Below are 25,713 nucleotides of genomic sequence, written 5' to 3' on the forward strand. Positions count from 1 at the left end.
AACCAGCAAGAGCCCGAAATGAGCCAGTTGAAACCAGATCCGATCGGGCGCACCGCGCTGGCCGTAGAAATCACCAACAGGCTGCGGCAGATGATCCTTGAAGGGGTCATGCAGCCCGGCGAAAAGATCAACGAAAAGGCTCTCACCACGCAGTTTGGCGTCTCTCGCACGCCATTGCGCGAGGCGCTCAAGGTGCTGGCCGCCGAAGGCTTGCTGGAACTGATCCCGCATCGCGGAGCGGTCATCACCCGTCAAAGCGAGGCCGAGATTGCCGAAGTCTTCCATGTTCTCGCGGCACTTGAGGGTTTGGCCGGAGAACTGACTGCACAGGTGGCCAGCGATGCCGAACTGGCGCAGATCACCGCGATGACGGAAGAGTTGCGCCAATCCTATACTCAAACCGACCGGCCAAGGTATTTCCGTATCAATCAGGCCATACATCAGGAAATTCTTGCCGCTTCAGGCAATGAAACTCTGGTCAAGTCACACGAGCTTCTGGCCCACCGGGTTCAACGGGCGCGGTACCAGGCGAACCTCACCCCACAGCGCTGGCGCGCCGCGGTCGAAGAGCATGAAGCCATCGCAAAGGCCCTCGCCGCCCGCGACGCAGAAACCACCAGCCGGTTGATGCGGGATCATCTTCTGCAGAAATTGACATCGATACGCGTGAAAAGCTGATCCGGCAGTCAGATCCGCGCACCCCGGTCAGGCGTTCCAGAGCACCGCACCCAAATCCTCAAGCCGGTATCCCGCCATATGACCGGCGTGGGACTGGAAACTGTCACTGCGGCAGAATGCAAGCAGCCGTTGCATTTGCGGCTCGAACCACGAGCGACGGTCCACCAGCAGATCAAAGCGTTCCTCGATGACCGGAACGAAAGGCAGGTTGTACTGCCGCGCCAGCGCCTCGAGCCCGAAGGTCGCGTCTGCAAGCCCTTCGGCCACGGCGATCACGGAATCGGTTTCACTTGGCGCCGTGTCGGTGACGCGCAAATCCTGCAAGGACAATCCCGCGTCTGCCGCAAGTGCCTCGAACAGCCTTTGCGTGCCGGTATCTTTCTGACGCGGGATAAAAATACGCCCCGCCAGATCGAACAGCCCCGTCACGTCCCCATCCAAATCGGGGCGCAGGACCAGCCCTCTGGATCGTCGCGCCCATGACACCAGCACCGCGTTCTCGCCCGAACAGCGGTTGGCGACATGTGGCAGGTTCCATTCGCCGCTGGCTTCGTCATGAAGGTGAAGCCCTGCCATAACACCCTCGTCGGCACAGAACCGGTTCAGACCGTCCAGACTTCCTTCGAAGAAGGACGCCAGCCCACAGCGCGATTGTCGGATCGCCCATTCCAGCAGCGGGTCGTGACTGCCAAGACAGATCGCCGGTCTGGGTCCGGAGCCTTTGGTCGCGCCGCCGCTGCTGGCATTTGCGATCCATGCTTCGATCTCTCGGCGGGGAAACAGCAGCTTGCCCGTCGCACGCGACACCGGCACATCGCCCGATGCCGCAAGATCATAGACCTTGCGCTCCTTGATGCGCAGCAACTCGGCGAGTTCGCGCACGGTCAGAAATTCATGTTGTGTCAGCTCGGGGTGATCGTTCATCGGCATCTCCGGTGCGATCATCCCTCAGGATGGCCGCGCCGACAAGTGCCGGCGCAGACCAAATGGTCAGTCTTCGCGGTTAATCCGCGTTGGGGAAAAAGAGCTGCTGACCATTCAATTGATACGACGCGATTGCGGTCTGACCGGCATCCGAGATCACCCAGTCGACAAAGGCCTGACCAGCCTCGGCATTCACGTTCTCGCATTTCGCTGGATTGACCAGGATCACACCGTACTGATTGAAGAGATCCTCATCGCCTTCGACCTGGATCTCGAAGTCGGACTTGTTCTCGAAACTGATCCAGGTGGCGCGATCCGTCATCGCATAGGCATCCATGCCCACAGCGACGTTGAGCGTGGCCCCCATGCCCGATCCGGTTTCCCGATACCATGCACCCGATCCCGACGTCGGATCGACGCCTGTAGAGGCCCAGAGGCTCATTTCCTTCTTGTGTGTACCTGAATCGTCGCCGCGCGAGGCAAAGACCGCACCGCTGGACGCGATCTTCTCGAGACTTGCCTGAACATCCTGCATCCCGCCCACGCCGGCCGGATCCTCATCGGGGCCGACAATGACGAAATCGTTGTACATCAGGTCAAAGCGTTCCACCCCGAAACCGTCAGAGACGAATTTCTCCTCGGCGGACTTGGCGTGGACCAGCAAGACATCCCCGTCGCAATTTGCTGCGTTCTTGATCGCTTGTCCCGTGCCGACAGCGACCACATTGACCGCAATGCCCGTTTCTTGCGTGAAGACCGGAAGCAAGTGATCATAAAGGCCGGAATTTGCCGTCGAGGTCGTGGATTGCACGATGATCGACTGCTCCTGCGCCGCCACGCCTGAAGCGGCGATACCGGCCACGAGTGCCGTGGTTGCGAGGATACGTGTCTTGAACGTCATGAGATAAGTCTCCCTTTGGTATTGAGTGGTGATCAGACGACAATCCGGCCCTGCAGGAAGTCACGCGCCTCCTGCGTCACGGGTCGGGACAGGAACAGGTCCGCGGGGCCATATTCGTGCAGTCGGCCCCGATTCATGAAGATGACATCGTCCGCCAGACGCCCGGCCTGACCAAGATCATGGGTCACGAAGATGATCTTGGTGCCTTTGGCGCGTGCCTCCTGAACGATCTGTTCGATCTTCAGAACGGATGCAGGATCAAGGCTTGCCGTGGGCTCATCCATCAGCATGACCTTCGGCTCGGTCGCCAGGGCACGCGCCAGCGCAAGCCTTTGCTGTTCGCCCCCCGACAACAGGCGTGCGGGCTGACGGGCATGATCCAGAAGACCGACATGTTCCAAAAGCGCATCCCGGCGCGCCGGATCCCGGACGCCGCGTGCCTTCAGCGCAAAATCCACGTTGGCCGCAACGGACCTGCGCAGAACAACGGGTTTCTGAAACACCATCGACTGATCGCGCCTGAGATCATCCGAAAGGGTCCGCCCGCCCCAGTGAACACGCCCCGAACTTGGCGGGATCAATCCATGGATCAGCCTGAGCAACAGGGATTTCCCCGCCCCGTTCGGCCCCATAACCATGGTGATCCCGTCCGGCGACAAGGACAGGGTCACGTCTCGGATCAAAGGCTTCTGGTCGATCGTCAAACTCAGATCGCTCGTGGTCAAGGCGCGGATGTCCGGCACCATCTGCGAAGCAGCGGCATCGGATGCCTCGCGGCTCATCTCGGTATGCAAAGCAACATCACGCATAGGCATGGCGCACAGCCGTCATGCGCAGGGATTGGACCATTGCATTCACGCCAAGCGCGATCACCATAAGCACCAGACCAAGCGCCAGTGCCAAGGCCAGATCACCTTTGGATGTCTCCAGCGCGATCGCCGTGGTCATGACCCGGGTCAGATGATCGATATTGCCTCCGACGATCATGACCGCGCCGACTTCGGCCACGGCGCGACCAAAGCCTGCAAGCCCCACGGTCATGAGCGAAAACCTCGCATCCCAGATCAGCGCCCTGACCTGCTGCCAGCGCGACAGAACCAGCGAGCGGAACTGCTCGGAATATTCGGCATTGAGATCTTCGAGCACCTGCCGCGACAGCGCCATGACAATCGGCGTGATCAGGATCGTCTGCGCGATGATCATGGCCGTCGGCGTGTAAAGCAGCCCAAGAAAGCCCAAAGGTCCGGCGCGTGACAGGTGCAGATAAACGAAGAGACCGACGACAACAGGCGGCAGCCCCATCAGCGCGTTGAACAGGATCAATACGGCATTGCGCCCCGGAAACCGGGTGATCGCGACAAGCGCTCCAAGGGGCAGGCCGATGATGCAGGCCAGCGCCGTGGCGGTCAGGCTCACCTGCAAGGAAAGCGCAACGATTTCGACAAGGTCAGAATCGCCTGAGAAAACAAGCGACAAAGCCAGTCGAAATGCCTCGCTGAAATCCTGCAAATTTACCTCCCGATCCGCTTTTTCCGGAAATTATACAAATTTTAACGTAAAATTGCGGCCATCCGCAAGTATGGAAACATCCAACGTGATCCGCCGCTTGGAAGGCGACAGAGCCATCGCGCCGACAAGCGCGCTTTATTCCAGCGATTGATCAGTAGTCGCCAGAAGGCGGATGCCCTCTGACAGAGCCGGAATATGTTCAATCCTGTTTATTGTGAGGTGGTGGCGCGACTGCATCGCGATGTCGACGGAATGAGCGATGCGTGCGGCAGCGCGATGTTGACCGTTCTCACACCGCGAAAGCATCGCCAAGACGCTCGGTACGAAGCTGCGTTTCGCGGGTTCAGGCACGCTGCGGGCGCCTTGGATGACGCCCGCAGCGCGGTTTGTCTCAGCCCAAGGCCTCGTTGCAGCGCTTGCAGGTGCCGGTATGGGCGTGTGTGCCCACATCTGGCAGTATTTTCCAGCAGCGCTGGCATTTTTCGCCCATTGCCCGCTCGAAGACCACGCCAAGCCCTGCCACTTCGGGCATGCGGAACGCCTCGTTGGGTGCGGGATCACCGGTCAGCACGATATCCGAGGTGATGCAGACATCCTCGAAGTTGACCGCCTTCAGCGCGGCCAGCATCTCGGGGTTGTCCACATGCACCACCGGTGCCGCTTCCAGGCTGGCACCGATCACCTTGTCGGTCCGCTGGATTTCCAGTGCGGCGGTCACCACGCGGCGGGCCTGACGGACACGGGTCCATTTCGCAGCCAGCGCGTCATCGCGCCACTCGGAAGGGGTTTCGGGAATATCGGTCAAATGCACCGAGGACTCGTTGCCCGGATAGCGTTCCAGCCAGACCTCTTCCATTGTGAAGACCAGCACCGGCGCAAGCCAGGTGGTCAGCCGGTGGAACAGGATATCCAGCACGGTGCGCGCGGCGCGGCGGCGCGCGGTGTCGCCATCGCAATAGAGCGCGTCCTTGCGGATGTCGAAATAGAAGGCGCTCAGCTCGACCGTCGCGAAGTTGAAAAGCTGCTGGAACACGCCCTGGAAATCATAGGCGTCATAGCCCTTGCGCACCACCTCATCCAATTCGGCCAGGCGGTGCAGCACCCACCGTTCCAGCTCGGGCATGTCCTGAAGATCCGTGCGGTCCGCCTCGTCGAAATGCGCCAGGGCGCCCAGCATGAACCGCATCGTATTACGCAGGCGGCGATACCCGTCGGCAACCCCCTTGAGGATCTCGGGACCGATGCGCAGATCTGCCGTATAGTCCGACTGCGCCACCCAAAGCCGAAGGATATCGGCGCCATATTGCTTGACCACCTCTTCAGGCGCGACGGTGTTGCCGAGCGATTTGGACATCTTGTTGCCCTTCTCGTCCAGCGTGAAACCGTGGGTCAGCACACCGCGATAGGGCGCCCGGCCGATGGTGCCACAGGCCTGCAGCATCGAGGAATGGAACCAGCCGCGATGCTGGTCGGTGCCTTCAAGATAAAGATCGGCCAGACCATCCTCGGACCCGTCCTCGCGGTCGCGCAGAACAAAGGCGTGGGTCGATCCGCTGTCGAACCAGACATCCAGAATGTCATCCACCTTGCTCCATTCTGCAGGATCGTAATCATTGCCTAGGAACCGCTCCTTGGCGCCGGGCTTGTACCATGCGTCCGCACCTTCGGCCTCAAACGCCTCGAGGATACGGGCATTCACCTTTTCGTCACGCAGCAGATAATCGGGGTCATTGGGCATGGCGCCGGTTTTGGTGAAGCATGTCAGCGGCACACCCCAGGCACGCTGGCGGCTGAGAACCCAGTCAGGGCGCGCCTCGATCATCGAATAGAGCCGGTTGCGCCCGGTCCGCGGCGTCCATGTCACCAGCTGGTCGATAGAGGTCAACGCGCGTTCGCGGATCGTCTTGCCGTAGGTGTCCTGCCCGTCGCCCACGGGGCGGTCGATGGCGGCGAACCATTGTGGCGTGTTACGATAAATCACCGGCGCTTTGGAGCGCCATGAATGCGGGTAGGAATGCTTGATCTTGCCGCGTGCCAGAAGGCCTCCCACCTCGATCAGCTTGTCGATGATGGCCTTGTTGGCGTTTCCTTCCTTGCCCTTGCGGTCAAGGATGAATTTGCCGCCGAAAAACGGCAAGTCAGCCCGGAAGCCGCCGTCATCCATCACGTTATAGGTGATGACCTGTTCCAGCATTCCCAGATCGCGATAAAGCTCAAACTCCTCCATCCCGTGGGACGGGGCGCAATGGACAAAGCCGGTGCCTTCCTCGTCGGTCACGAAATCAGCGGCGCGAAAATCGCGCGGATCGTCCCATTCGCCGTTGGCGCCATCGGCACCCGCGAGGGGGTGGGCGAGCGACAGGGTCGACAGCTCATCGGCGGTCACGTCACGGACACGGGTCCACATACCATCTTCCAGCCGGGCGCGGGCCATCACGTCGGTGGCCAGCTTGTCGGCCAGGATGAAACGATCGCCCACATTGGCCCAGCATTCCTCAGGCGTGCCGGTGACCTCGTAGAGACCATAGGCAAAACCGTCGCCATAGACGACCGCCTTGTTGGACGGGATCGTCCAGGGCGTCGTCGTCCAGATGACGACATTGGCACCTTGCAGATCACCTTTGGTCAGCACCTTGAACTTCACCCAGATGGTAAAGCTTTCCTTGTCATGATACTCGACCTCGGCCTCGGCGAGCGCGGTCTTTTCCACGGGCGACCACATCACCGGCTTGGACCCTTGGTAGAGCGTCCCTGTCATGAGGAATTTCTGGAACTCCTCGGCGATGATCCGTTCGGCACGGAAGTCCATGGTAAGATAGGGTTTTTCCCACTTTCCCGTGATCCCGAGGCGCTTGAACTCGTCGCGCTGGATACCGATCCAGCCTTCTGCGAACTTGCGGCACTCCTGACGGAAATCGACCACGTCGACCTCGTCCTTGTTCTTACCCTTCGCGCGATACTGCTCCTCGATCTTCCATTCGATCGGCAGGCCGTGGCAGTCCCAGCCGGGGATGTAGCGCGCGTCGCGACCCATCATCTGCTGGCTGCGCACGACCATGTCCTTGAGGATCTTGTTCAGCGCGTGGCCGATATGCAGGTGGCCGTTGGCATAGGGGGGGCCGTCATGCAGGGTGAAGGGCGCGCGGCCCTCGGCGCGGTCGCGGAGGCGGTCGTAGATGGCGAGGGTTTCCCACCGCTCCAGCCATTCGGGTTCGCGTTTGGGCAGGCCGGCGCGCATCGGGAAGTCGGTCTGCGGCAGGTTCAAAGTGTCTTTGTAGTCGGGCATTTCGGCGCTCATCGGGGGCGTCCTCTGTCACAGCGATGTCTGAAAAGCGTATGTGGTGCAATGGCTTACACCAATAGTCCCGGCAACTCCGATCGGTCAGAGCGCCGGGCCGGTAATTCGGGAGATGATCGCCGGTATTTTCAACATGGTGGGGTTATAGGGATGGGGGCGGGAATGGTCCAGTGGGTGCTTGCACGACGGCGACAGGCGGGCCACATAGGGGGGATGAACACCGCCCTGCCTCCGCGCTTCGAGATCACGCGGCCCGAGATAGACCGGGTCGTGAGAGCGTTCTACGCGGCCGCCCGGACCCATCCCGGACTGGGGCCGGTGTTCGCCGCGCATGTCGATGACTGGCCAGCGCATGAGGCGAAAGTCGTTGATTTCTGGGCAAATTCCATCCTGCACGAGCGCAGCTACACAGGCAATCCGGTGGCGGTGCATGTCCGGGCGGGGAACGTCAAGCCGGGGATGTTCTCGACCTGGCTGGACCTGTTCGACACGATCCTGAAGGCCGAATTGACGCCCGAGAAGGCCGCCGCATGGTCGCATCTGGCACACCGGATCGGCCGCTCGATGCGCGCGAGCGTGGTGGAACGCGGGACCCTGTCCGGCGGAATCCCCAAGCTCAGGTGAGTACAATCCGTACGAACCCTACGCGCGTTTGGGACGAACCCCGGGTCCGATCCCGGGATTTGTGTCCATCCCGTACGCAAATCGGTGGGTTGGAGGTGAGACGGTCGCAACCCGGCGGCGCGATTTAGACATCGCGTGGGCAGGATTTTTGGAGATCTTGTTTCCCCGATGGATGGGGTTGGGGGGTCGTTCGTGGGATAGGCTTACGGCCCAGAGATGCCATCCGACCCGTGCGTCTTGAACGACCTCTTTTCTGCCGCTTCTCCGGAATACATCTTGCGATGCAAAGCATTCTCCAAGGCAATTACCCTTTTGATCGTCAGGATGAACCACTCAAGCCCGGCCCGAAAATCCACCCCCCACACAGCGCAGTGACAGAGCTGCATGGCCGCGCTCAGTCGGGATATTTCAATCAATATTCTTCGAAGTTTTCGCCTCTGACTGCCGCGAAGAAGGCCCTCATTTCGTAGGACTGTCTCTTCCTCAAGCTGATAGCTTTGCGAACAGCGCTGCGAGAAGTAGAAATATTCCGCTTTGGATCGTAGAATACGATATTATTGACATCCATGGCGGCAAAGAAGGGCTCTTTCAGAAGCCCGTGTTTGTCGTTCAGCCAGCCTTTACGGAAAGCCTCGTAGGCAAGAAGCCACGACCAATCTCGAAGGACACTATCGGAAGAGATTTGCGATTCCCATTCATTTCTGGGCAGCGTGCCGATCCCCATTCTCATTCGCTTCATATCAAGTAAAAGCAAAGACAAGGCGCTGGAACATGCTGTCTCTGAAAGCTCACAGAGCCTTTCCGACTTGAACGGCCTTTTCAGACCCCGCAAGGTATAGAGAAGCCATATAGCCTCAAAGTGATGACCCTTTTCAAGGTTTCGCTCAGCCAACAGCACGAAACGTTGCCCGATCCTTTCCGCTGACACACCTGAATTGTGATCAAGATTGAGAATAATCCTGCAGATTTTGTCCATAGAACTCGGTGCGACGACCGCCGCTTTCAGGAGAAAGCTTTCGATTTCACGAATATCCGGATTCAAAAGACCAGTCCGCTCAATCACCGAAAGTGCGTAGCTTATGACTGGTTCGGATTGGAACTCCGACTGTAGCCTGAGTGATAGAACAATGAATTCTCTCAGCCTTGCGCCGCGGAGAGAGCCGCTTCGATGTGAGAGGAAGGCTCCTATCTCAGAAATCCATGTCTTGCGTCTCGATCCAACAATATGATCAACAGAGGTCTTGCTGCCATTTATTTCAAGGCCGTAGCTTCGGTATATTGAGCTTATGCATGTTATGACATCTTCGGCTTCTTCAAGGGTCTTCGCCCCAACACTCCAGTCATCTTGCAGCCGATCGACGCTATGAGCGGCGAGATCGAGTTCGTGATCTTGAAAATCTGCATCAATGCGAGAGGAGATAACTTCCGCAATAATTCTGGAAGTTTCAGGGCCAATCGGTATGCCTACAGTTTGATTTCGGTTGCATGCACGAACCAACACATCGATGCGATCGGCGAATGATCCCTTGTAGTAGCCCAGTCGACTTTTCACTCTTTCCTTGCCGTAGGCAGCCCAAGGGATGGAATGCGTGTATATTGAAGGGTAAAATCTGGTGATATCAGTCTTTACAAGCCAGTCCGCTGTTGCCTCGAGGTAGAACGATTTTTCCCGGTGGGCACCGAAGTTTATCTCTTTTATTCCGCGCTCGTATTCCTTGGAGGCCTTTATTTCATCTAAAGAAAAGGCCTGTTTGGATAACCATTTTTGAATTGCTTTCCAATTATCGGAAATTTCCTTAACCAGGAGAGCTTGAGGTATAGGATGCGTTATATGCAAATTTCTGCGCTCGTATCCCCTCTTGGGCTTTGAGAGAATTTCAGCCTCAGCGCTTTCGAGGAAATAGGTGTATGCGTCTCGACGTTTCTTTTTGCATGGCGTCTTGCCGAGTGATTTTACATCAATTTTAAAAACGCCGTCGGATTTCCATCTAGTCAATACATCTTCCGACAGGCTGCCGAAATCTTCTGTAGTGAAAACGGGAGGCAGTTCTTTCGGGAAATATCCCTTTGAAAGCAAGGCTTGTCGTATCGTCTTACTTGACACGTAGGCACTCCACAAATCATCCAACGGTAGTTAAGCGCAACCTTTGCACTTCATCAACATCCTGCCGAAACCTGTGCTGCAATTGCATCGGAGGTGGCCTTCCATGCATCTCCATTGTGATGCGCACTTTTGGCTTTCTGCGTATAGTCGCCGTTTGCGGATCACGCAGCGAAAGCCTGCTTCCCACCCGATCCCACCACCGCGCCCCGCTCCACATAAGGAATGCCAGTGAGGACTCAGGGTGCCGCCTGCCCGCCGAACGCACCGGTGAGCAAAACGTGACGAGGTCAGTGGCCGTGGCGGAGAGGTGGTCGAGAGGCCCCAGCGCGGAATAAAGGCCGAAGGCCGCCGCGCATCGCCGGGCCGCCCCCCGGCACGGCGATTTGGCGAGGCCGGGTGCTCCGTTAATCGAATATTCGGATTTGGCGGGGATAAAGGGCCATAGGCCAACCCGTGGGTCGCCGCAGCGCGGCCCGACGAGGCGGGGTGCGCTGCGTCACGGCGCGGCCCGCAAGGCTGGCCATCTTGCGAGCCGTGGCAGGACCGGCCACCATCCTCGCCCCGCCGCGCCTGAGACGAGAGGGATGGGTCAGAGGGGGGCCTGCCCGCCGAAGAGACCCGTGAGGGCGCGTTTGACGAGACCCGAGACCGAGGGGCGGCGGGCGCGGGTGAAGGGGAGGGGGCGGCAGACCTCCATCGCGGCGACGCCGACACGGGCGGTGAGCGCGCCGTTAACCAGACCTTCACCGAATCGGCGTGATACTTTGGAGAGCAGTCCTCCTCCCGCCACGGAGCCGATCAGATCGTCGCCCACCGCCACAGCCCCGGTTGCCACCAGATGAGCCATCACCGCCCGAGCCAGACGCCAGCCCCCCAGAACGCCCGAGCGGCCACCGTAAATCTCGGCGATCCGGCGGATCATGCGGATATTGGCAGTGAGCGCCGCCACCACATCGGCCATCGCCAGCGGCACCAGTGCCGTGACGGTGGCGACCTGCCGGGCGGCGGCCTCGATCTCGCGGGTGGCGGCGCGGTCGAGGGGGACCAGAAGCTCGATCTCGGCCAGGCCCAGAAGGCCTGCGGCGTCGAATTGATCGGCCTGACGCTCGGCCAGGCGGTTGCGACCCCAACGGGTGTCATCGCGGGCAGCGTAAAGCCGGGTGAGATCGGCGACGACGGCGCGGGCGGCGGTCAGGTCATCCTCGGCCAGGGCGGATTGGGAGGCGCGGTGCAGGCTGTCGATGCGGGCAAGGCGGGAGAAGGCGGCCAGCTCGCGCAGGGCGATGACGAGAAGCACGAGAAGGAGAGCGGCGATGAGCGCGGTGACGCCGTAGCCGAGGATCGGCGCGCGGGCGACGAGGCCGGTGGCGAAATCCCATGCGGTGATCGACAGGACCGCCCCGAGGAGCGCCAGCACCAGCCCCCAGAAGAGCCGCGACAGGCGCGAGGGGCGGCGCGCGGCCAAGGTGGCGGCGGTCTGCATGGCGCGGCCCTGCGGCGTGTCGGGAGCGGGCGTGTCGGGATCGGGCACGGGGGGCGCGGTGTCGGGGCCGGGGGCGGTGTCGGCCTGCTCGAGCTCGATCAGGATGGGGCCTTTGGGTTTGGTCATGCCGGGTCTCCTTGACGGCCGGTGTCGGCGCGGGTGTGCCAGACCATGCGGATGTCGGGCAGGTTTTCGTCATTGCCCTGCCCCCTGCCCTGCCCGGCCTCGACAAAGCCCTGGCGCGCGTAAAAGCCACGCGCGGGGCGGTTGGCGGCCAGCACCCAGAGGATGAGGCGCGGCTGATCGCACTTGGCCTGATCGAGAAGCGTGCGGCCAAGCCCGGTGCCACGGGCGCGCGGATGGATGTAGAGCGCATGGATGCACTGCCCGTCGCGGGCAATGAAGCCTGCGGGGCCCTGCTCATCGAAGGCCACATGCACCCAGCCCCGGCGGATCACCTGCAGCATCATCCGCAGATCGGTGAGCCGCGAGCGGACAAGGGGAAGCCAAGGGGTGTGCCGGGTGAAGGCCCAGAGGATCGCCAGAAGATGCGGGGCATGGCCGATATGGGCGGGTTTCGGGGGGTGGCTGGTTTGAATTTGAGGGCTGATCCGGGCAGCGGGAGACAGGGGAGATGGCGGGTCGGCGCGTGGACCGGGCGGCGGCGCGGATGACTGGCCGGTGTGCAGTGCGGATCGCGGATTGGGCGCCGGGGCGGATGACGGACTGGGCGTCGGGTCGGCCTGCGGACAAAGGCGGGGGGCGGATGGTGGATTGGGCGCCAGGTCGGCCTGCGGATCAGGGCGGGGGGCGGATGGCGGATTGGGCGCCGGGTCGGCCTGCGGATCAGGGCTAGGGGCGGATGGTGGGCCGGGGCGGGAGGCGAGAGGCGCGGCCTGTCTCATAGCCGGTCGCCGATCAGGAATTGGGCGGCACGGTCGAGCCGGATATGCGGCGGGCCTTCGCCGGGCTTGAGCGACAGGGGCACGGGCGCGAAGCGCATGATCCGGTACTCGGCATCGAGCCATTTCTGCGCGCCCTCGCGGGCGGGCGCCAGAAGGCGGGCGGGATCGTCGGGCAGATCACCGGCATGGAAGGCGGCCTGTCGGCCGCGGCTGCCATCGGGGTTCAGCAGGGTGCCGCGCACGCAATCGAGCGGTGCGCCCTGATGCGAGATCGTCTCTTCGGTGGTGGCGCGCAGGGCGGCGAGGGCCATGGACTGCGTCTCGGCGCCGGCGAAATCGGCGCGGTCGCGGGCATCGCGGGTCAGCGCCGACATGATCCCGGTCAGGCGCTTGTGCTGGGAGTGGTGCAGGTGATCGGCCTTGGTGGCGGCGAAGAGGATACGCTCGACCCGGCGGCCCATCAGCAGGCGGGTGAGAAAGGCGTTGCGACCGGGGCGGAAGGCCGAGAGGATGTCGGACATCGCGCGGCGCATGTCGTCGATGGCGGCGGGGCCATCATGGATCGCGCTGAGGGCATCCACCAGCACCACCTGCCGGTCGATCCGGGCGAAATGATCGCGGAAGAAGGGTTTGACGACACGGGATTTATAGGCCTCGAAGCGGCGCTCCATCTCGTGCCAGAGGGATTTGCGACCGGGCGCCGCCGGCTTGGGCAGCGGCGCGAAGGTGAGCACCGGAGAGCCGGCCAGATCGCCCGGCAGCAAAAAGCGGCCCGGCGTGCAATCCGAGATTCCCGCGGCGCGGGCCGCGGTCAGATAGGCGGTGAAGGCGCGGGCCAGCGCTTGGGCCACAGGCTCGTCCAAAGGGGCGGCGGCATCGGTGGCCTGGGCCAGTGGCAGGTAGTCGGCGGCTTGCGCGCGCGGTGCGATGCGGTCCAGCACATCGGCGGACCATTGGGCATATGTCTTGTCCAGAAGCGCCAGGTCCAGAAGCCATTCTCCGGGATAATCCACGATGTCGAGATGCACGGTGCGCGGCCCCGACAGCCCGGCCAGAAGCCCGGTGGGACGCACGCGGAGCGACAGGCGCAGTTCCGAGACGGCCCGAGTGCTGGCTGGCCAGCTCGGCTCGGGGCCGGTGAGGGCGGCGAGATGCGTCTCGTAGTCGAAGCGCGGCACGGTGTCGTCGGGCTGGGGCTGCAGGAAGGCCGCCGAGATCCGGCCATCGGCGGCGGCCACCAGCCCCGGCATGCGCGCGCGGTCCATCAGGTTGGCCACAAGCGACGTGATGAACACCGTCTTGCCCGCCCGCGACAGGCCCGTGACGCCAAGACGGATCACCGGCTCGAACAGGGATTCCGAGAGCGTGTCGGTCACCGTCTCGACCCGGCGCGTCAGCCCCTCGGCGATATCGTTTATAATCAAAGGCCCGGTCCCCCTTGCCTGCTGGCCCGTCGCTGGCCCGTCGCTGGCCCGTCGCTGGCCTGTCGCTGGCCCGTCCAAGATAGGCGCGAGGCGCGACGGTTGCCAGAGGGCAGGTTTGGGGGGATTGTTCGGCAAGCATCTGCAGGGTAAGTGGCGGCCATGCCAAGATATGCGTTGAAAGTGGAATATGACGGCGCCCCCTTTGCAGGGTGGCAGCGACAGGCGGAACAGCCCTCGGTGCAAGGCGCGATCGAGGCGGCGCTGGCGCGTCTGGAACCCGGCCCGCACAAGATCGCGGCGGCCGGGCGCACGGATGCGGGCGTGCATGGGCTGGCGCAGGTGGCGCATTGCGATCTGGTCAAGGACTGGGAGCCGTTCAAGCTGATGGGGGCGGTGAATTATCATCTCAAGCCCGCGCCGGTGGCGGTGGTGGCCTGCGCCCAGGTCGCAGAGGATTGGCACGCCAGATTTTCAGCGCTGGAGCGGCGCTATCTGTTCCGGTTGCTGATGCGGCGTCCGCCAGAGACGCTGGAGGCGGGGCGCGTCTGGCGTGTCCCCCAGAGCCTAGATGTGGCAGCGATGCGAGAGGGGGCACGGCATCTGCTGGGCAAGCATGATTTCACCACGTTCCGATCGTCGATCTGTCAGGCGAAAAGCCCGGTCAAGACGCTGGATGCGCTGGAGATCGAGGAGGCCGAGGGGCTGGGGGGACCGGAGCTGAGGTTTCATCTGAGCGCGAGGTCGTTTCTGCACAATCAGGTGCGCAGCATCGTGGGCACGCTGGAGCGCGTGGGCGCGGGAAGCTGGGCGCCCGAGGATGTGAAAACCGCGCTCGAGGCGAAGGACCGCGCGGCCTGTGGCCCGGTCTGTCCGCCGCAGGGCTTGTATCTGGCGGGCGTGGGCTATCCGCAAGATCCGTTCAGCTGAGGGCTTGGGGGCTGAAGGCTGACGCGCGCCGGGTGGCAGGTGGCGGGGCGCCCGGATCATTCAAAAGGCAAACCGCAAAACGAGATCGGCAGCCGGAGGGTATCCGGCTGCCGATGGTGTTTTCATCCGAGTGAGGATCAGGTGATCTGATCGTAGTCGAAGCGGCCACTGACGGTCAGTTCGAATTGGTCATCCTCGATGGTTCCACTGATCTTGGTCGTACCGGCTTCTTCTCCTCCGGAGAAAGACAAGCCGTCCTGCATGTCAGTGTCACCCCAAGTGAGCTCGAACATGTCGGCCCCTGTGCCGAACTGCAGGACATCGCCGGCGTTGAGGCCGTTGATGTGATCGCCCTGCGCGCTGGCCGCGGTTTCGAACACAAAGGTGTCGTTGCCATCCCCGCCATCGAGCACGTTGGCCGCGTCGCTGGCGAAGATGGTGTCGTCACCCGCACCACCGACGAAGTTCTCGATGCTCCAGATCGTGTCGCGACCGCCTTCTTCCGTGGTGACCGAGCCACGATCCGTCCCGGTATTGCCGAGGCGCACCGTGAGGTCGGAGGTGACCGACGCCATATCGATCGTGTCCGTCCCTTCGCCACCGTAGATGAGGTCGTTGCAGTCGCCATTCGTTCCAAGGAACGTGTCGTCGCCTGCATTGCCCATCAGGATATCCGAGCCGGTTCCGCCGATGATCATGTCATCGCCGTCGCCGCCGAGGATATGGTCGCTGCCGGCACCGCCCGAGAGCATGTCGGCGCCATCGCCACCGAGCATGTCGTCACGGCCCTCGCCACCGAAGAGCATGTCGTCACCGGCATTGCCCACCAGCATGTCGTCGCCAGCCATCCCGCTGAGGATGTCGTCGCCTGCCGCGCCGACCAGGGGGGCGCCCATATCGGTGTCGCTTTCGACTATCCCCTCGGCCGAGGTGTCTGTGTCAGGAGACATGGAAGTGTTGTCTTCAGGCATTTCCTCCTCGGTTTCTTCCTCTTCGGCCTCCAGGTCTGCTCCGCCGGATGCTGCACCCATAGCGTTTTGAGTGGCGTCATCCTCCTCGGTTTCTTCCTCTTCGGCCTCCAGGGCTGCTCCACCGGATGCTGCACCCGTAGCGTTTTGAGTGGCGTCATCCTCCTCGGTTTCTTCCTCTTCGGCCGACTGCTCTAGCGTTGAACCTGTCACATCGGCATCAGGTTGTTCAGCCTCGCCGCCTTCACCTTCGCCAGCTCCTTCGGACAGGGCGTTCACCTCAGTCTCCAGGGGATCTGGCTCATTATCGCCTTCTGTAGCTGCGGCTTCGGTCTCATCATCCGCGCCGCCTGTATCGGCACCTCCAGCATCGTCAGGAGACATGGAAGTATTGTCTTCAGGCATTTCCTCATTGGTTTCAGAAGACGTGGCCTCCAGGTCTTCTCCGCCGGATGCTGCACCCGTAGCGTTTTGAGTGGCGTCATCCTCCTCGGTTTCTTCCTCTTCGGCCGACTGCTCTAGCGTTGAACCTGTCACATCGGCATCGGGTTGTTCAGTTTCGTCAACTCCTCCTTCAACAGCTCCTTCGGACAGGGCGTTCGCCTCAGTCTCCAGGGGATCTGGCTCAGCGTTGCCTTCTGTAGCTGCGGCCTCGGTCTCATCATCCGCGCCGCCTGTGACGTCGGTATCTGTCGTGGTTCCACCACCTTCAGTATCCGCTGTGTCGATCGCAGGATCATCTGTCCGATTTGCGTTCTGATCGGTCTGGATCTGCTGATTTCCAGCATCTGCAGCTGCGCCCTCAGGCACTTCTGGAACATAGCTGAACACATCCAGCGGCAGATCGGTCATCCCGGTGTTGCGGGTCACGATATCCCCGAAGGTGAGGTTGGAGATGAAGTTGTTGTAGACGGGCAGATCGCCGATCCGGTCGATGTAGTAGAACCGGTCGCCTTCCTGCAGACGGTCCAGCTGTTCATGGATCAGCACCCAGAAGGTATGACCCACGACGCCACCCTCGATATGGGGTTCTGCCAAACCGCCGACCCACATGTCGACCCGGTCGATGCCCTGAACGATCATCGCACCGTTTTCACCCGGGATCAGCGTGATATCGGGGTTGACCTGCTGGAATGCTGCGATCGCGTCACCTTCCAGAACCAGATCCGGGTAGGCTGTCTTGAACTTGGTGATCTCTGTTTCCGACAGGTTGTTGCGCCACTGGAAGTCATCCCACGAAGCATAGGGGTCCATGTTCATGTTCGACTGTTCGATCGCTTCCACGATGTAGGGGTCGGTGGACGCCGCCAGATCGGCCTTGACCTGGTTGAGGGTTCCAAGACCCAAATCGCGGCCCCGTGCAGCGTTGAAGGCAAAGAGGTCGGCACTGACCCGGACAAGATTGTCGCGGACCGCATCCACCACTTGCAGATCAACCTCTTCCGAGGGCTGTGCAACCAAACCGCCGAGGATGCTGTTCACGCCGTATTGAGCGTACCCATCCTGCGGCACGTAGTCCATTTGAGCCAAGGCAGCCAAGGCGGCCTCGCCGGTCACCAATTCACCTGTTTCGCGATCGACATACTGGAAGGCATTCGGATCACTGGTCGGGTTCAGGAACAGGTCGATCAGGGGCAGCTCAACCATCTGTCCATCCTTTTCGACCAGCATCGTTTCGCCGATCTGGGAATGGCCGAAGCGGTAGGCGGCGGCGGCAAACTCGTGGCTGATGCGGGCATCAGCGTTCGGGTTATACTCGTTGTGCCCATGACGGCCAGAGCCCTGCAAGCCACCGATCAAGGCATCGGCAAAGTCGTTGAACACAACCTGCTGATATTCACCGATGTTCAGGATCCGCGCAGCTTGGAACAGCTGTTCGGGGGTGAAATCCGGGCCTGCCTGTTTGTTGATCTGGTCCACGTGGTAGTTGTGGTTACGTGCCCAAACCGTGTGCATCGAGGTGAGGCCCACGTTCTCGTTCGCGCGCCCATCGCCGCCCACAAAGTGGTCGAGCAGGTTCATGAACGGGTTGGTGTCGATCAGAAGCGGCCAGCCCTCATCCATGAAGTCGCCAGAAAGCTCTTTCACCAGTGCGGCATCGTAGTTGCGATCGGCGTCACGCAAGCCCGGGTAGTAGTCGAGCAGCGTCATGCCGTTTTCACCAAGACCCGCACCCTTGAACACGGTGCCCGCATCGATGTGGTGATCGAGCGTTTCACGCAGCGTGGACAAGATCTTGAAGCCCGGTGCTGCCGAAGGATCATCGCCACCCATCAAGATGCGTGCGCCGACACCCATTTCGCCATCGCTTTCACGCAGCAACTGACCGATCAGGCTGGACGAGCCATAGACCTGGTTCTGGTCAACCACCGGCGAGGTGATGTTTTCCTGCAGCGGCGTGCCATCCTCATCATAACCGATCACGCTACCGCGGGTCAGGTCGGCCGGGTTGTCGGCCATCGGCCCACGATCCATGCTAGGCCCACCGATTTCGATTTGACCAAGCGTTTGACCCATCGGACCGCTGCCCTTCGGAATGAAGGTCAGGCCGTGGTCGAAGTACTGACCAAAGGACATCATGAACATGTTGGCCGAGGCCGCCTTGGCCGCGTCAAGATCCTGAGCGCCCAAGGTGTTCGAGATATCCCGGGTATCAAGCCTATCAAAGACGGGGTTGATGATGCCTGCACCGTCTTCGCCGATGCCAGCATAGCGGGCTTCAGTGACACGCATGAAGGGCAAGGTTGCGCCTCCCGAAATCTCCGCGTTCTGGAGATTGTTGGTCAGACCTTCAAGATCGCGCACCTCTTGCAAGAGATCTGCTGGCTCGTTGTCGGCAGGCTCACCCGCTTCGGGCGGCAAGATCGGCGCGACGTTGGATGCACCGACCATGTACTTGAGGGCGGCGATATCATCTGCCGTCACAAGGGTGGCACCGCGCGTCAGCACACCGAACCCGAACCCTTCTTCCGGCAAGCCGGTCTGTTCGTTGACAGTGGCCACACCCCGCAGAGCGTCGCCATCAGCGTGCCGGACTGGACCAGAACCGGGATCGTGTCCACGTCATCGACCGTGTAGTCATGACGAAGTTGTCCGACTTCTGGGTCACCGTGAGACATCGACCGTCCGGGTCAGGGTTGTCGGATCGACCGGGATCAGGAAGACATCGCCTTCGGTTACAACACCCGCCACATTCAGCGACTTGGGCACATCCTGTGTGTTGCCACCCACATCAACGAACACGCGGTGCGTGGACAGACGCTGCGTGACATCGACGCTGACATCATCACCCGTCACCGCGATGGTGTTGAAGTTGAGAGCTGTCGGGTTGAAGTCACCGATCACCTCGACGTTGTCGACACCACCGGCTGTGTTGATCTGGATTTCCTCGATGTTCTGAAGCTGACCGATCACCTGTTCGCCGGCACCCGCGTCGCGGGTGATGACGATGTCGGTTCCGGTGGCCAGGGGTGCCCCTGTCCAGGAGTCCGCCGCGTAGACGCGGAAGGTTTCATCAGACGCATCGCCGTTGATGGTGTAGGTGTCTTCACCTGCCCCGCCATCGACCACATCGCTGCCGCCGCCGACACTCCAGGTGATTTCGTCGTCTCCCGCACCAGCGTTCAGGATATCATTGCCTGCGCCACCGGTGATGACGTCGCGACCGTCACCTGCATCCACCACAAGACGCTGGGTCGAGGTGAAGCCAGAGAAGTCGATCACTTCTCTGCCTGCCGTGCCGTTCACGTAGATCGTGTTGGGCGCCAGCGAGGTGCCTGCGAAGTCACCAACCGCGTTGATCGTTTCGATCCCCTGCACCCCGTTGATTGCGACCTCTTCGATGCCGCGCACTTCCATGATCGCGGTCTCCACACCGGCCACTGTCCGGGTGATGATGATCTCGGAAGACGGATCGACAGGGGCCTGACCGGTCCAAGCTGCCACGGTGTACATCGTGAAGCCGTCCTCAGTGCCATCGCCGTTGATCACCAGCATGTCGGTGCCGCCGTCATTGACGATGCCATGACCCACGACCACGTCGTAGCCGCCGTTGGGCGCGTTCCATGTGATGGTGTCGGAGCCACCTTCGCCAAAGATCACGTCATTTCCGGCAAGGCCGTTGATCACGTCATTTCCAGCGCCTGCGAAGATCGCGTCGCGACCGTTGCTGCCATTGAGCACATCATCGCCATCGGTGCCCTGGATCAACCCGTTGCTGGCCGGATCAGTGCGCAGATCAATCTCCATATCCGCGAAGCGCAGGATTTCGACATTGGTCAGGCGGTCGGTGCCGTCACCACCTTCCACGTTGGGCTGACCGTTGATCGGGTCAATGAACGCGCCTTCGATGGGCGGTGCGATATGATCGACCGTGACGCTGCCATCGGCGTTGGTGCGGATGTTGTAGTTGGCCCGCACATCGAAGTAGACAGCCGTGTCCACATCGCCTTCCTGACCGGCATCGAGGATTTCCCGAACGATCTGCAGCTGGCCGGGGCTGATCGAGCCATCAAGCAGTTCGTTCGAGATTTCGAACAGGCTGTTGATGGAGCGCAGTTCCACGGTCGGATCCTGGGGATCGCGGACCGAGATGCGCACGTTGAGCGCCTTGTCGCCGTCGATAACGTCATCGCCGCCGCGGCCCTGGATCACGTCGCTGCCGCCACCACCGAGCAGGATGTTGCCGCCGGTGAAGGTATCAGCGGGATCGACCCCCATCATGTCGGCCAGCAACTCGCGCAGACCTGCAATCCGGTCAACACCAGCCTGGGTCAGTTCGTTGGCGAAGAGCGTCGCGTCATTGGCCAGCAGATCAATCCCGTCCGGCAGCGCCGCGCCTTCGCGGTCATCGCCGTAGAGGAAATCGTCGAACTGCGTGCCCGATGCCGCCTCGACCAGGTCGTAGCGATCGCGGAGTGCGGCCTGCGTCTCGTTGGTTTCCAGACGACGGCTGAGGTCGATATCGGCGCCGGTCATGGCGTCTTTATGCGCCACCCAGTCGAAGCCGAGATCGCCTTCGTTGACATGCACGCCCTCGCGCTGGATCAGGATATCGTCGCCACCTTCCCCGAGCAGGTCGTTGTCGTTGGCGCCGCCATCCAGAACGTCATGGCCCACAACCCGCGACCCACCAAAGGGATCGCCGTTGTCACCCATGACCATGTCGAAGCCGTCGCCGCCTTCGATCCAGTCATCGCCTTCGCCACCGAACATGAACTCGCCACCGGCACCGCCATAGATGAAGTCGTTGCCGTCCATGCCGAACGCCGTGGCCGCATCGTCTGACCCCATGAGGATGGCGTCGTTGCCCTTGCCACCGAACATCAGTTCGCCGATACCGCCGCCGGCCGAGATCACGTCATCGCCATCTTCGCCATGCAAGAAGCTGACATCGTCGCCATCCTTGAGGATGTCGTTGCCGGCCCCGCCGCGCAGGGTGTTCACGCCCGCGTCACCGATCAGCAGGTCATCGCCCGCGCCGCCCCAGAGCGCATCGTCACCGAGGCCGCCGTTGAGGATATCGCGCTGATCCGTGCCGCCGAGCACCGCGTGTTCGCCGCCGTTGAACTTGAGGAAGTTGTCGTATTCGCGCACCCCGTCGATCAGTGGCGCATCCACCGTGGCCGTAGCCCGCTCGACCATGGTGGTGCCCATGGCGGCAAGGAACGGATCGACATCGGTGGACACCGGGTCGGGCATGGACTGCACGGCCTGATCCACCTCGAGGATGACATCCATCGACGAGAAGATGTTGGCCGGGATATGCGCGCCGCCGTCCTTGATGTCGGTGTTGCGCACGATCATCGACGCAAAGGAGTTGTTTTCCAACTCGGCAATCATGTTCATGCCGGCGGTCCGTGCCAGATAGTAGAAACGGTCGCCGTTCTGAAGCGCCTCCATCTGCTGCTGGAACACGAATCCGAAGCTGGAACCGAGCATCCCGCCGAAGGGCATAATGTCCTCGGCCAGACCGCCGATCCAGAATTCCACATCGTTGATGCCGGTTTCCGCGTCGGCCCAAGCGCCGGTGCCGTTGACGAAGTCCAGACGGTCCGCCGGGGCGTTATCACCGCCCAGAACCAGATCGGTGGCCGCAGCGCGCTTTTCCACCACGGTCGTGGCGTTCACGATGGTCTCGTGGGTGCCGTAGGACGCGATGAAGTTGATGATGGAAGCCGGGTTCTTGAGGTTCGCGGCAAATTCCGACCAGCCTTCATAGGGCTTGAGGAACTCGCTGCCGGTGGCGGAGTAGAACTGCTCGCGGGCGGCATTGAGTGAGGGCACACCGGTTTCCCGACCCCGCGCGATGTTCAGCGCGGCAAGGTCCAGAGGCAGGCCCACAAGGTTGTCGCGCAGGGCGCTGGTGATGAACTCGTCGATATTGGCGCCGGTTTCGCGGGACATGCCACGGGCCACGGCACCTGCCGCCTGATCCGAGGTCAGGGTCTGGTCGAGGTCGAAGGCGACCGGGTTCAGGAAGGCTTCGATCAGACCGTTCGAGGTGTTCACGCCGTTGGGGTCCATCGTGTGAACGTCTCGGTCAGCATCGAGTGGCGAAGCGGTACACCACATGGGCGAATCGGCCATGACTGCGCAGTCGATCTCGGCACTGCCATTGACGCCGAAGGCCGCGATCTGGGGCTGCACGGTGCGGCCGAACTCTTCGAAGGCGAGGTGCTGATACTGCATCTCGGTGGTGAACTTGGCGGCCTGGAACAGACGCCCGCCATCCCATTCGACGGTGTCGACGGTCGCGGTGGCCAGGTCAGCCTCGGTGATCGGGGTGGCCAGCCATTCGTTGATGAAGGCCAACTCGCCACTGTCCAGGATGGTCTGCTTCATCTCGGCTGCCTGGCGGTTGTGTTCGGTGTGGAACACATGGTGCACCGCCGTCAGACCGAAGTTTTCGTTGCCACGGCCATCACCGGCGATGAAGTGGCGGTCCAGCAGTTCGTTGTCGTAGGTTTCGTTCATGCCGAAGATGTTCGGCATGATCGCGTTGCCGGTGTCGGTATCGGCATCGGGCAACACTTCGATTTCAGGCGTCATCGGGTTGCGATCGTGGTCGATCATGCCCTTGGGGAACGCGGTGTGGGAAATATCCTCGAGGAAGGCATGGCCGTTGCGAAGCGCCTGGCTGGCATCGACGGGGTTGGCCAGATCGCCTTCGATCAGGATATTCAAAGGCTCGGTGCCGCCTTCGACATAGGCAGGGTTCGGCACGACAAGCTGCGGCAGGCCGTTGGCGCCGGGGATGAAGTTGCCGTAGGGGTCGGTGGCCAGCAGCGGGCCATCGAGCACGTCGCTGTCATTGAGCTGAATGCCCAGCTTGGTCGCAGCCTGCGCCTTGACATCGCCCCAGGTGGCCATGCCGCCGGTCTGGCCGTGCAGCAGGTAGCCGTTGGAGACAGGGTTTCCGTTGGCGTCGATATCGTATTCGCGCAGGAACACCTGATGCGAGGGGTGCGAGGTGTAGGTCTGGTTCTGGTCGACCCAAGGCGTGGTCTTGTTGAAATGCTCGCGGATGTCGTCCGCGGTGCCCAGGATACCATCCGGGCCAGGCTGGTTGGTGGCGCGGGTCAGCACCATGAAGTTGGTGGGCGAGTTCGCATCGTAAAGCGGATCATCGGGCTGCAGCGGAATGTAGACGGTGCCGCTCCCCCCTTTGCCGACCAGGTCGAGGCCGTGATCGAAGAACTGACCAAACAGCGTCATCCACGAGTTGTAGGGTGCGGACAGACCTTCATCGGGGGTCACGTCGGGCAGCAGAACGTTGTTGCCGTCCATCGTGATGTTATGGGTGGTCAGCAGCGTGTCGAGCGTGGTCTGCGCCTCGGCGGCGGTGGCCTGAGCGGCGGCCAGGGCGGCTTCAGCCGCACCAGGTGCCGTCAGGGCATTGAGATCACTTGTGGCGGTGTCGACCGCGACCTGCTTTGTGGCTTCCACGCCTTCGGCCGCGGTCAGATCCAGGGCTGCCTGAGCGGCCGTCGCTGTCGCCTCAGTGAGCGTAACGGTGGCATCTGCAATCACGTCGAGCTGCGCGAGGATGGCGGCATCGGCCATCTGCGCCGCCGCAAGATTCTGCTGAGCCGTGGTCACACCACCTGCAGCCGTTTCCAGATCGGTGGTTTCGGTCTGAACCACGCCTTCGAGACGGGTGACTTCGGCGTCGGCGTTGCCGAGATTGGTGTTCAGCGTTGCAAGTTCGCCTTCAGCAACCCCCAACTGTGCCACGAGGCCATCGACGATCCCTTGAGCCGCATCGACATCGGCCTGGGCCAGATCAACGGCGTTCTGCGCATCGACATAGCCTGATTGTCGTCCTGGGCCGTCTGGAGTGTCTGCTCGGCGGCTGTCAGAGTGTTTTGCGCGCTGGTCAAGAGGCCGTTTGCCTCGTCCAACTGGGTGCTCAAGCCGTCACGCGTGGTCATATCGTTATCGCGCTGCGTGGTCAGGGTGCTGACCCGAGATTGCGCCGTGGTGAGAGCGGCGGTTTCGTCGATGACCGCCTGATCGGCCTCGTCATCCGCGTCGATTGCATCATTCAGCGCCGTTTCGGCGGCCAGTTTTTCTTCGCGGGCAGCAGAATAGGCCGCGGACGCAACCGAGAAATCGGCCAGCGATCCACCGGTGATATAATTCGTGAGGGCGCTGAGCATCTCGGCCTGTGCGGTGGCAAGCTCGCTCACCTCTGTGTCAAAGAGAGCCTGAGCGTCCTCGCGGTCCGCCTGGGTTGCCGCGGCGGCCTCCTGAGCGGCCGTAACACGTGTCTGAGCCGCATCGCGGGTCTGCTCTGCGGCCTGAAGTTGCGTGTTCAGATCAGCGAGATCCGCCTCAGCCTGCGTGAGCTGTGCGTCAAGCTCGTTGACCCGCGTCTGCGCATTGCTAACCGCGGTGGTGGCGTTTTCAACCGCCGTCTGGGCCTCGGTGACCGCACCAGCTGCGTCGGTCTCCAGCGCCAATGCGGCCCGGGCGTCGGACAGCAAACCCTCGGCGGTGGCCAGCTCCTGATCAGCCGTTGCCTTTTGCCCCTGCAGGTTGGTGACGGTGGTCTGTTTCGCATTGTGCATGGTCAGCATGGATGCGGCCGCGCTTTCGGCTTGCAACAGCTCATCCTGCGCCGCCTTGAGATCAGCTTCGGCCTGCGTATGCGCCGCGACAGCGGCATTCAACGCAACCTGCATTTCGGCAACCTGGCCCTGACCTTGCAGCGTGACCATCGTGGCGGCTGCATTGTCGAGCGTGTCCTGAGCCTGCGTCACGGCCTGATCGGCCTCATTCTTGGCAGTTGTCTTGGCCGCGACATCGCCTTGTGCGGCGGTCAGTTCAGCAGTGGCAGTGTCCAGCGCTGTCTGCAGTTCCTGGCGCTGCAGCTCGAGCGCCTGATCGACGTTGCCGGCAGCAGCCTGCGCATCGATGACGCGCTGATAGGCCTGAACGATTTCATTGGCCGTGGTCAGCATCGCCTGTCCAGTCATGCCGGCATGGCTGAGCGCCGCCGCGATGACGGCGGGGTTGGACAGGGTCTGATCGGCGATCAGGTTCGAGATCACACGAGGCTCGGCGTCATAAACCGAGCCGGAAGTCTGCAAATAGGACGTGGGCTCGGCACCCGGCGCACCACGCGGGCTCGGATCGGCCAGATGTGCCGCATCAGGCTGCGTCAGGAAGGTCGACTCAAGCAGGCGCGGCATGACCTGATCCGCCGAACCCCACTCCTCACGGCCAGGAGTCAAATTGTTCAACGTGCCGTCAACAAGACGCAGGCCATAAGGCAGCAAGGGGTTTGCAACCAGATCAGTCAGCGGCGTGCCAGCCGCATGCTGTTCTGCGATGCGGATCTGGTCGAGGATGTGCTTCAGGTCGTTTGTGTTCACGAAAACCATCTTGGTCTCTCCTGGCTATAAGGTCTGGTCACCCGACAAAATTCGGGCGGTGTGTCATGATGCATTGATACCAAGGAGGAC

Annotated in this window: 15 protein-coding genes; 3 read left to right on the forward strand and 12 right to left on the reverse strand. The window is 61.7% G+C overall.

The genetic code is table 11. From position 1 onward, the window contains the following. The first annotated feature begins 18 nt into the window (after nucleotides 1-18). A complete protein-coding gene (locus tag RAZWK3B_RS00700) occupies nucleotides 19-678 on the forward strand; it encodes a GntR family transcriptional regulator (RefSeq protein WP_007811276.1) in 660 nt (219 codons plus the stop codon). A gap of 27 nt (nucleotides 679-705) precedes the next feature. Here the strand turns inward: RAZWK3B_RS00700 and RAZWK3B_RS00705 are convergent, their stop codons facing one another. From RAZWK3B_RS00705 to ileS, 5 genes are all read right to left on the reverse strand, one after another. Continuing rightward, the gene (locus tag RAZWK3B_RS00705; RefSeq protein ID WP_157132096.1) at nucleotides 706-1,602 is read right to left on the reverse strand and encodes a substrate-binding domain-containing protein; all 897 of its coding nucleotides are present in this window, start codon (nucleotides 1,600-1,602) and stop codon (nucleotides 706-708) included. A gap of 79 nt (nucleotides 1,603-1,681) precedes the next feature. After that, nucleotides 1,682-2,503, reverse strand: a complete 822-nt coding sequence (locus RAZWK3B_RS00710; protein WP_007811278.1) for an ABC transporter substrate-binding protein — start codon at nucleotides 2,501-2,503, stop codon at nucleotides 1,682-1,684. 32 nt (nucleotides 2,504-2,535) lie between these two features. Next, a complete protein-coding gene (locus RAZWK3B_RS00715; protein WP_007811279.1) occupies nucleotides 2,536-3,312 on the reverse strand; it encodes an ABC transporter ATP-binding protein in 777 nt (258 codons plus the stop codon). Beyond that, entirely contained in the window at nucleotides 3,305-4,012 is a 708-nt protein-coding gene (locus RAZWK3B_RS00720; RefSeq protein WP_007811280.1) for an ABC transporter permease, read from the reverse strand. The genes RAZWK3B_RS00715 and RAZWK3B_RS00720 overlap by 8 nt, the downstream gene beginning before the upstream one ends. 391 nt (nucleotides 4,013-4,403) lie before the next feature. Beyond that, nucleotides 4,404-7,310, reverse strand: coding sequence for an isoleucine--tRNA ligase (gene ileS, locus RAZWK3B_RS00725; protein ID WP_007811282.1), 2,907 nt, complete (start codon nucleotides 7,308-7,310; stop codon nucleotides 4,404-4,406). A gap of 213 nt (nucleotides 7,311-7,523) precedes the next feature. Here ileS and RAZWK3B_RS00730 point away from each other — a divergent pair, with 213 nt between their 5' ends. After that, nucleotides 7,524-7,934, forward strand: a complete 411-nt coding sequence (locus RAZWK3B_RS00730) for a group III truncated hemoglobin (protein WP_007811283.1) — start codon at nucleotides 7,524-7,526, stop codon at nucleotides 7,932-7,934. 412 nt (nucleotides 7,935-8,346) lie between these two features. Here the strand turns inward: RAZWK3B_RS00730 and RAZWK3B_RS00740 are convergent, their stop codons facing one another. From RAZWK3B_RS00740 to RAZWK3B_RS00755, 4 genes are all read right to left on the reverse strand, one after another. Continuing rightward, nucleotides 8,347-10,038: an RNA-directed DNA polymerase gene (locus RAZWK3B_RS00740; protein WP_037294912.1), complete on the reverse strand. Its 1,692-nt coding sequence runs from the start codon at nucleotides 10,036-10,038 to the stop codon at nucleotides 8,347-8,349. Nucleotides 10,039-10,627: 589 nt separating this feature from the next. Continuing rightward, entirely contained in the window at nucleotides 10,628-11,647 is a 1,020-nt protein-coding gene (locus RAZWK3B_RS00745) for a YcjF family protein (protein WP_007811286.1), read from the reverse strand. Then, on the reverse strand, nucleotides 11,644-12,426 hold the full coding sequence (locus tag RAZWK3B_RS21525) for a GNAT family N-acetyltransferase (RefSeq protein WP_232279460.1): 783 nt from the start codon (nucleotides 12,424-12,426) through the stop codon (nucleotides 11,644-11,646). Before RAZWK3B_RS21525 ends, RAZWK3B_RS00745 begins: the two co-directional genes overlap by 4 nt. Next, nucleotides 12,423-13,850 (reverse strand): YcjX family GTP-binding protein, encoded by a 1,428-nt coding sequence (locus RAZWK3B_RS00755; RefSeq protein WP_007811294.1) that lies wholly within the window; start codon nucleotides 13,848-13,850, stop codon nucleotides 12,423-12,425. Before RAZWK3B_RS00755 ends, RAZWK3B_RS21525 begins: the two co-directional genes overlap by 4 nt. Before the next feature lie 159 nt (nucleotides 13,851-14,009). On the opposite strand from RAZWK3B_RS00755, the gene truA reads away from it, so the two are divergent. Beyond that, the gene (truA, locus tag RAZWK3B_RS00760; RefSeq protein ID WP_007811298.1) at nucleotides 14,010-14,777 is read left to right on the forward strand and encodes a tRNA pseudouridine(38-40) synthase TruA; all 768 of its coding nucleotides are present in this window, start codon (nucleotides 14,010-14,012) and stop codon (nucleotides 14,775-14,777) included. Nucleotides 14,778-14,914: 137 nt separating this feature from the next. On the opposite strand, the gene RAZWK3B_RS00765 is transcribed toward truA, so the two are convergent. The 3 genes from RAZWK3B_RS00765 to RAZWK3B_RS00775 all read right to left on the reverse strand — a co-directional run bounded on the left by RAZWK3B_RS00765 (nucleotide 14,915) and on the right by RAZWK3B_RS00775 (nucleotide 25,632). Next, nucleotides 14,915-18,748, reverse strand: coding sequence for a peroxidase family protein (locus tag RAZWK3B_RS00765; protein ID WP_007811300.1), 3,834 nt, complete (start codon nucleotides 18,746-18,748; stop codon nucleotides 14,915-14,917). Nucleotides 18,749-18,850: 102 nt separating this feature from the next. Next, nucleotides 18,851-23,980, reverse strand: a complete 5,130-nt coding sequence (locus tag RAZWK3B_RS00770; protein WP_157132097.1) for a peroxidase family protein — start codon at nucleotides 23,978-23,980, stop codon at nucleotides 18,851-18,853. Next, nucleotides 23,938-25,632, reverse strand: a complete 1,695-nt coding sequence (locus RAZWK3B_RS00775) for a coiled-coil domain-containing protein (protein WP_007811304.1) — start codon at nucleotides 25,630-25,632, stop codon at nucleotides 23,938-23,940. The genes RAZWK3B_RS00770 and RAZWK3B_RS00775 overlap by 43 nt, the downstream gene beginning before the upstream one ends. Nucleotides 25,633-25,713 lie beyond the last annotated feature (81 nt).

Origin of the sequence: Roseobacter sp. AzwK-3b, assembly GCF_000170875.1 — a bacterium.
Classification (GTDB): domain Bacteria; phylum Pseudomonadota; class Alphaproteobacteria; order Rhodobacterales; family Rhodobacteraceae; genus Roseovarius; species Roseovarius litoreus.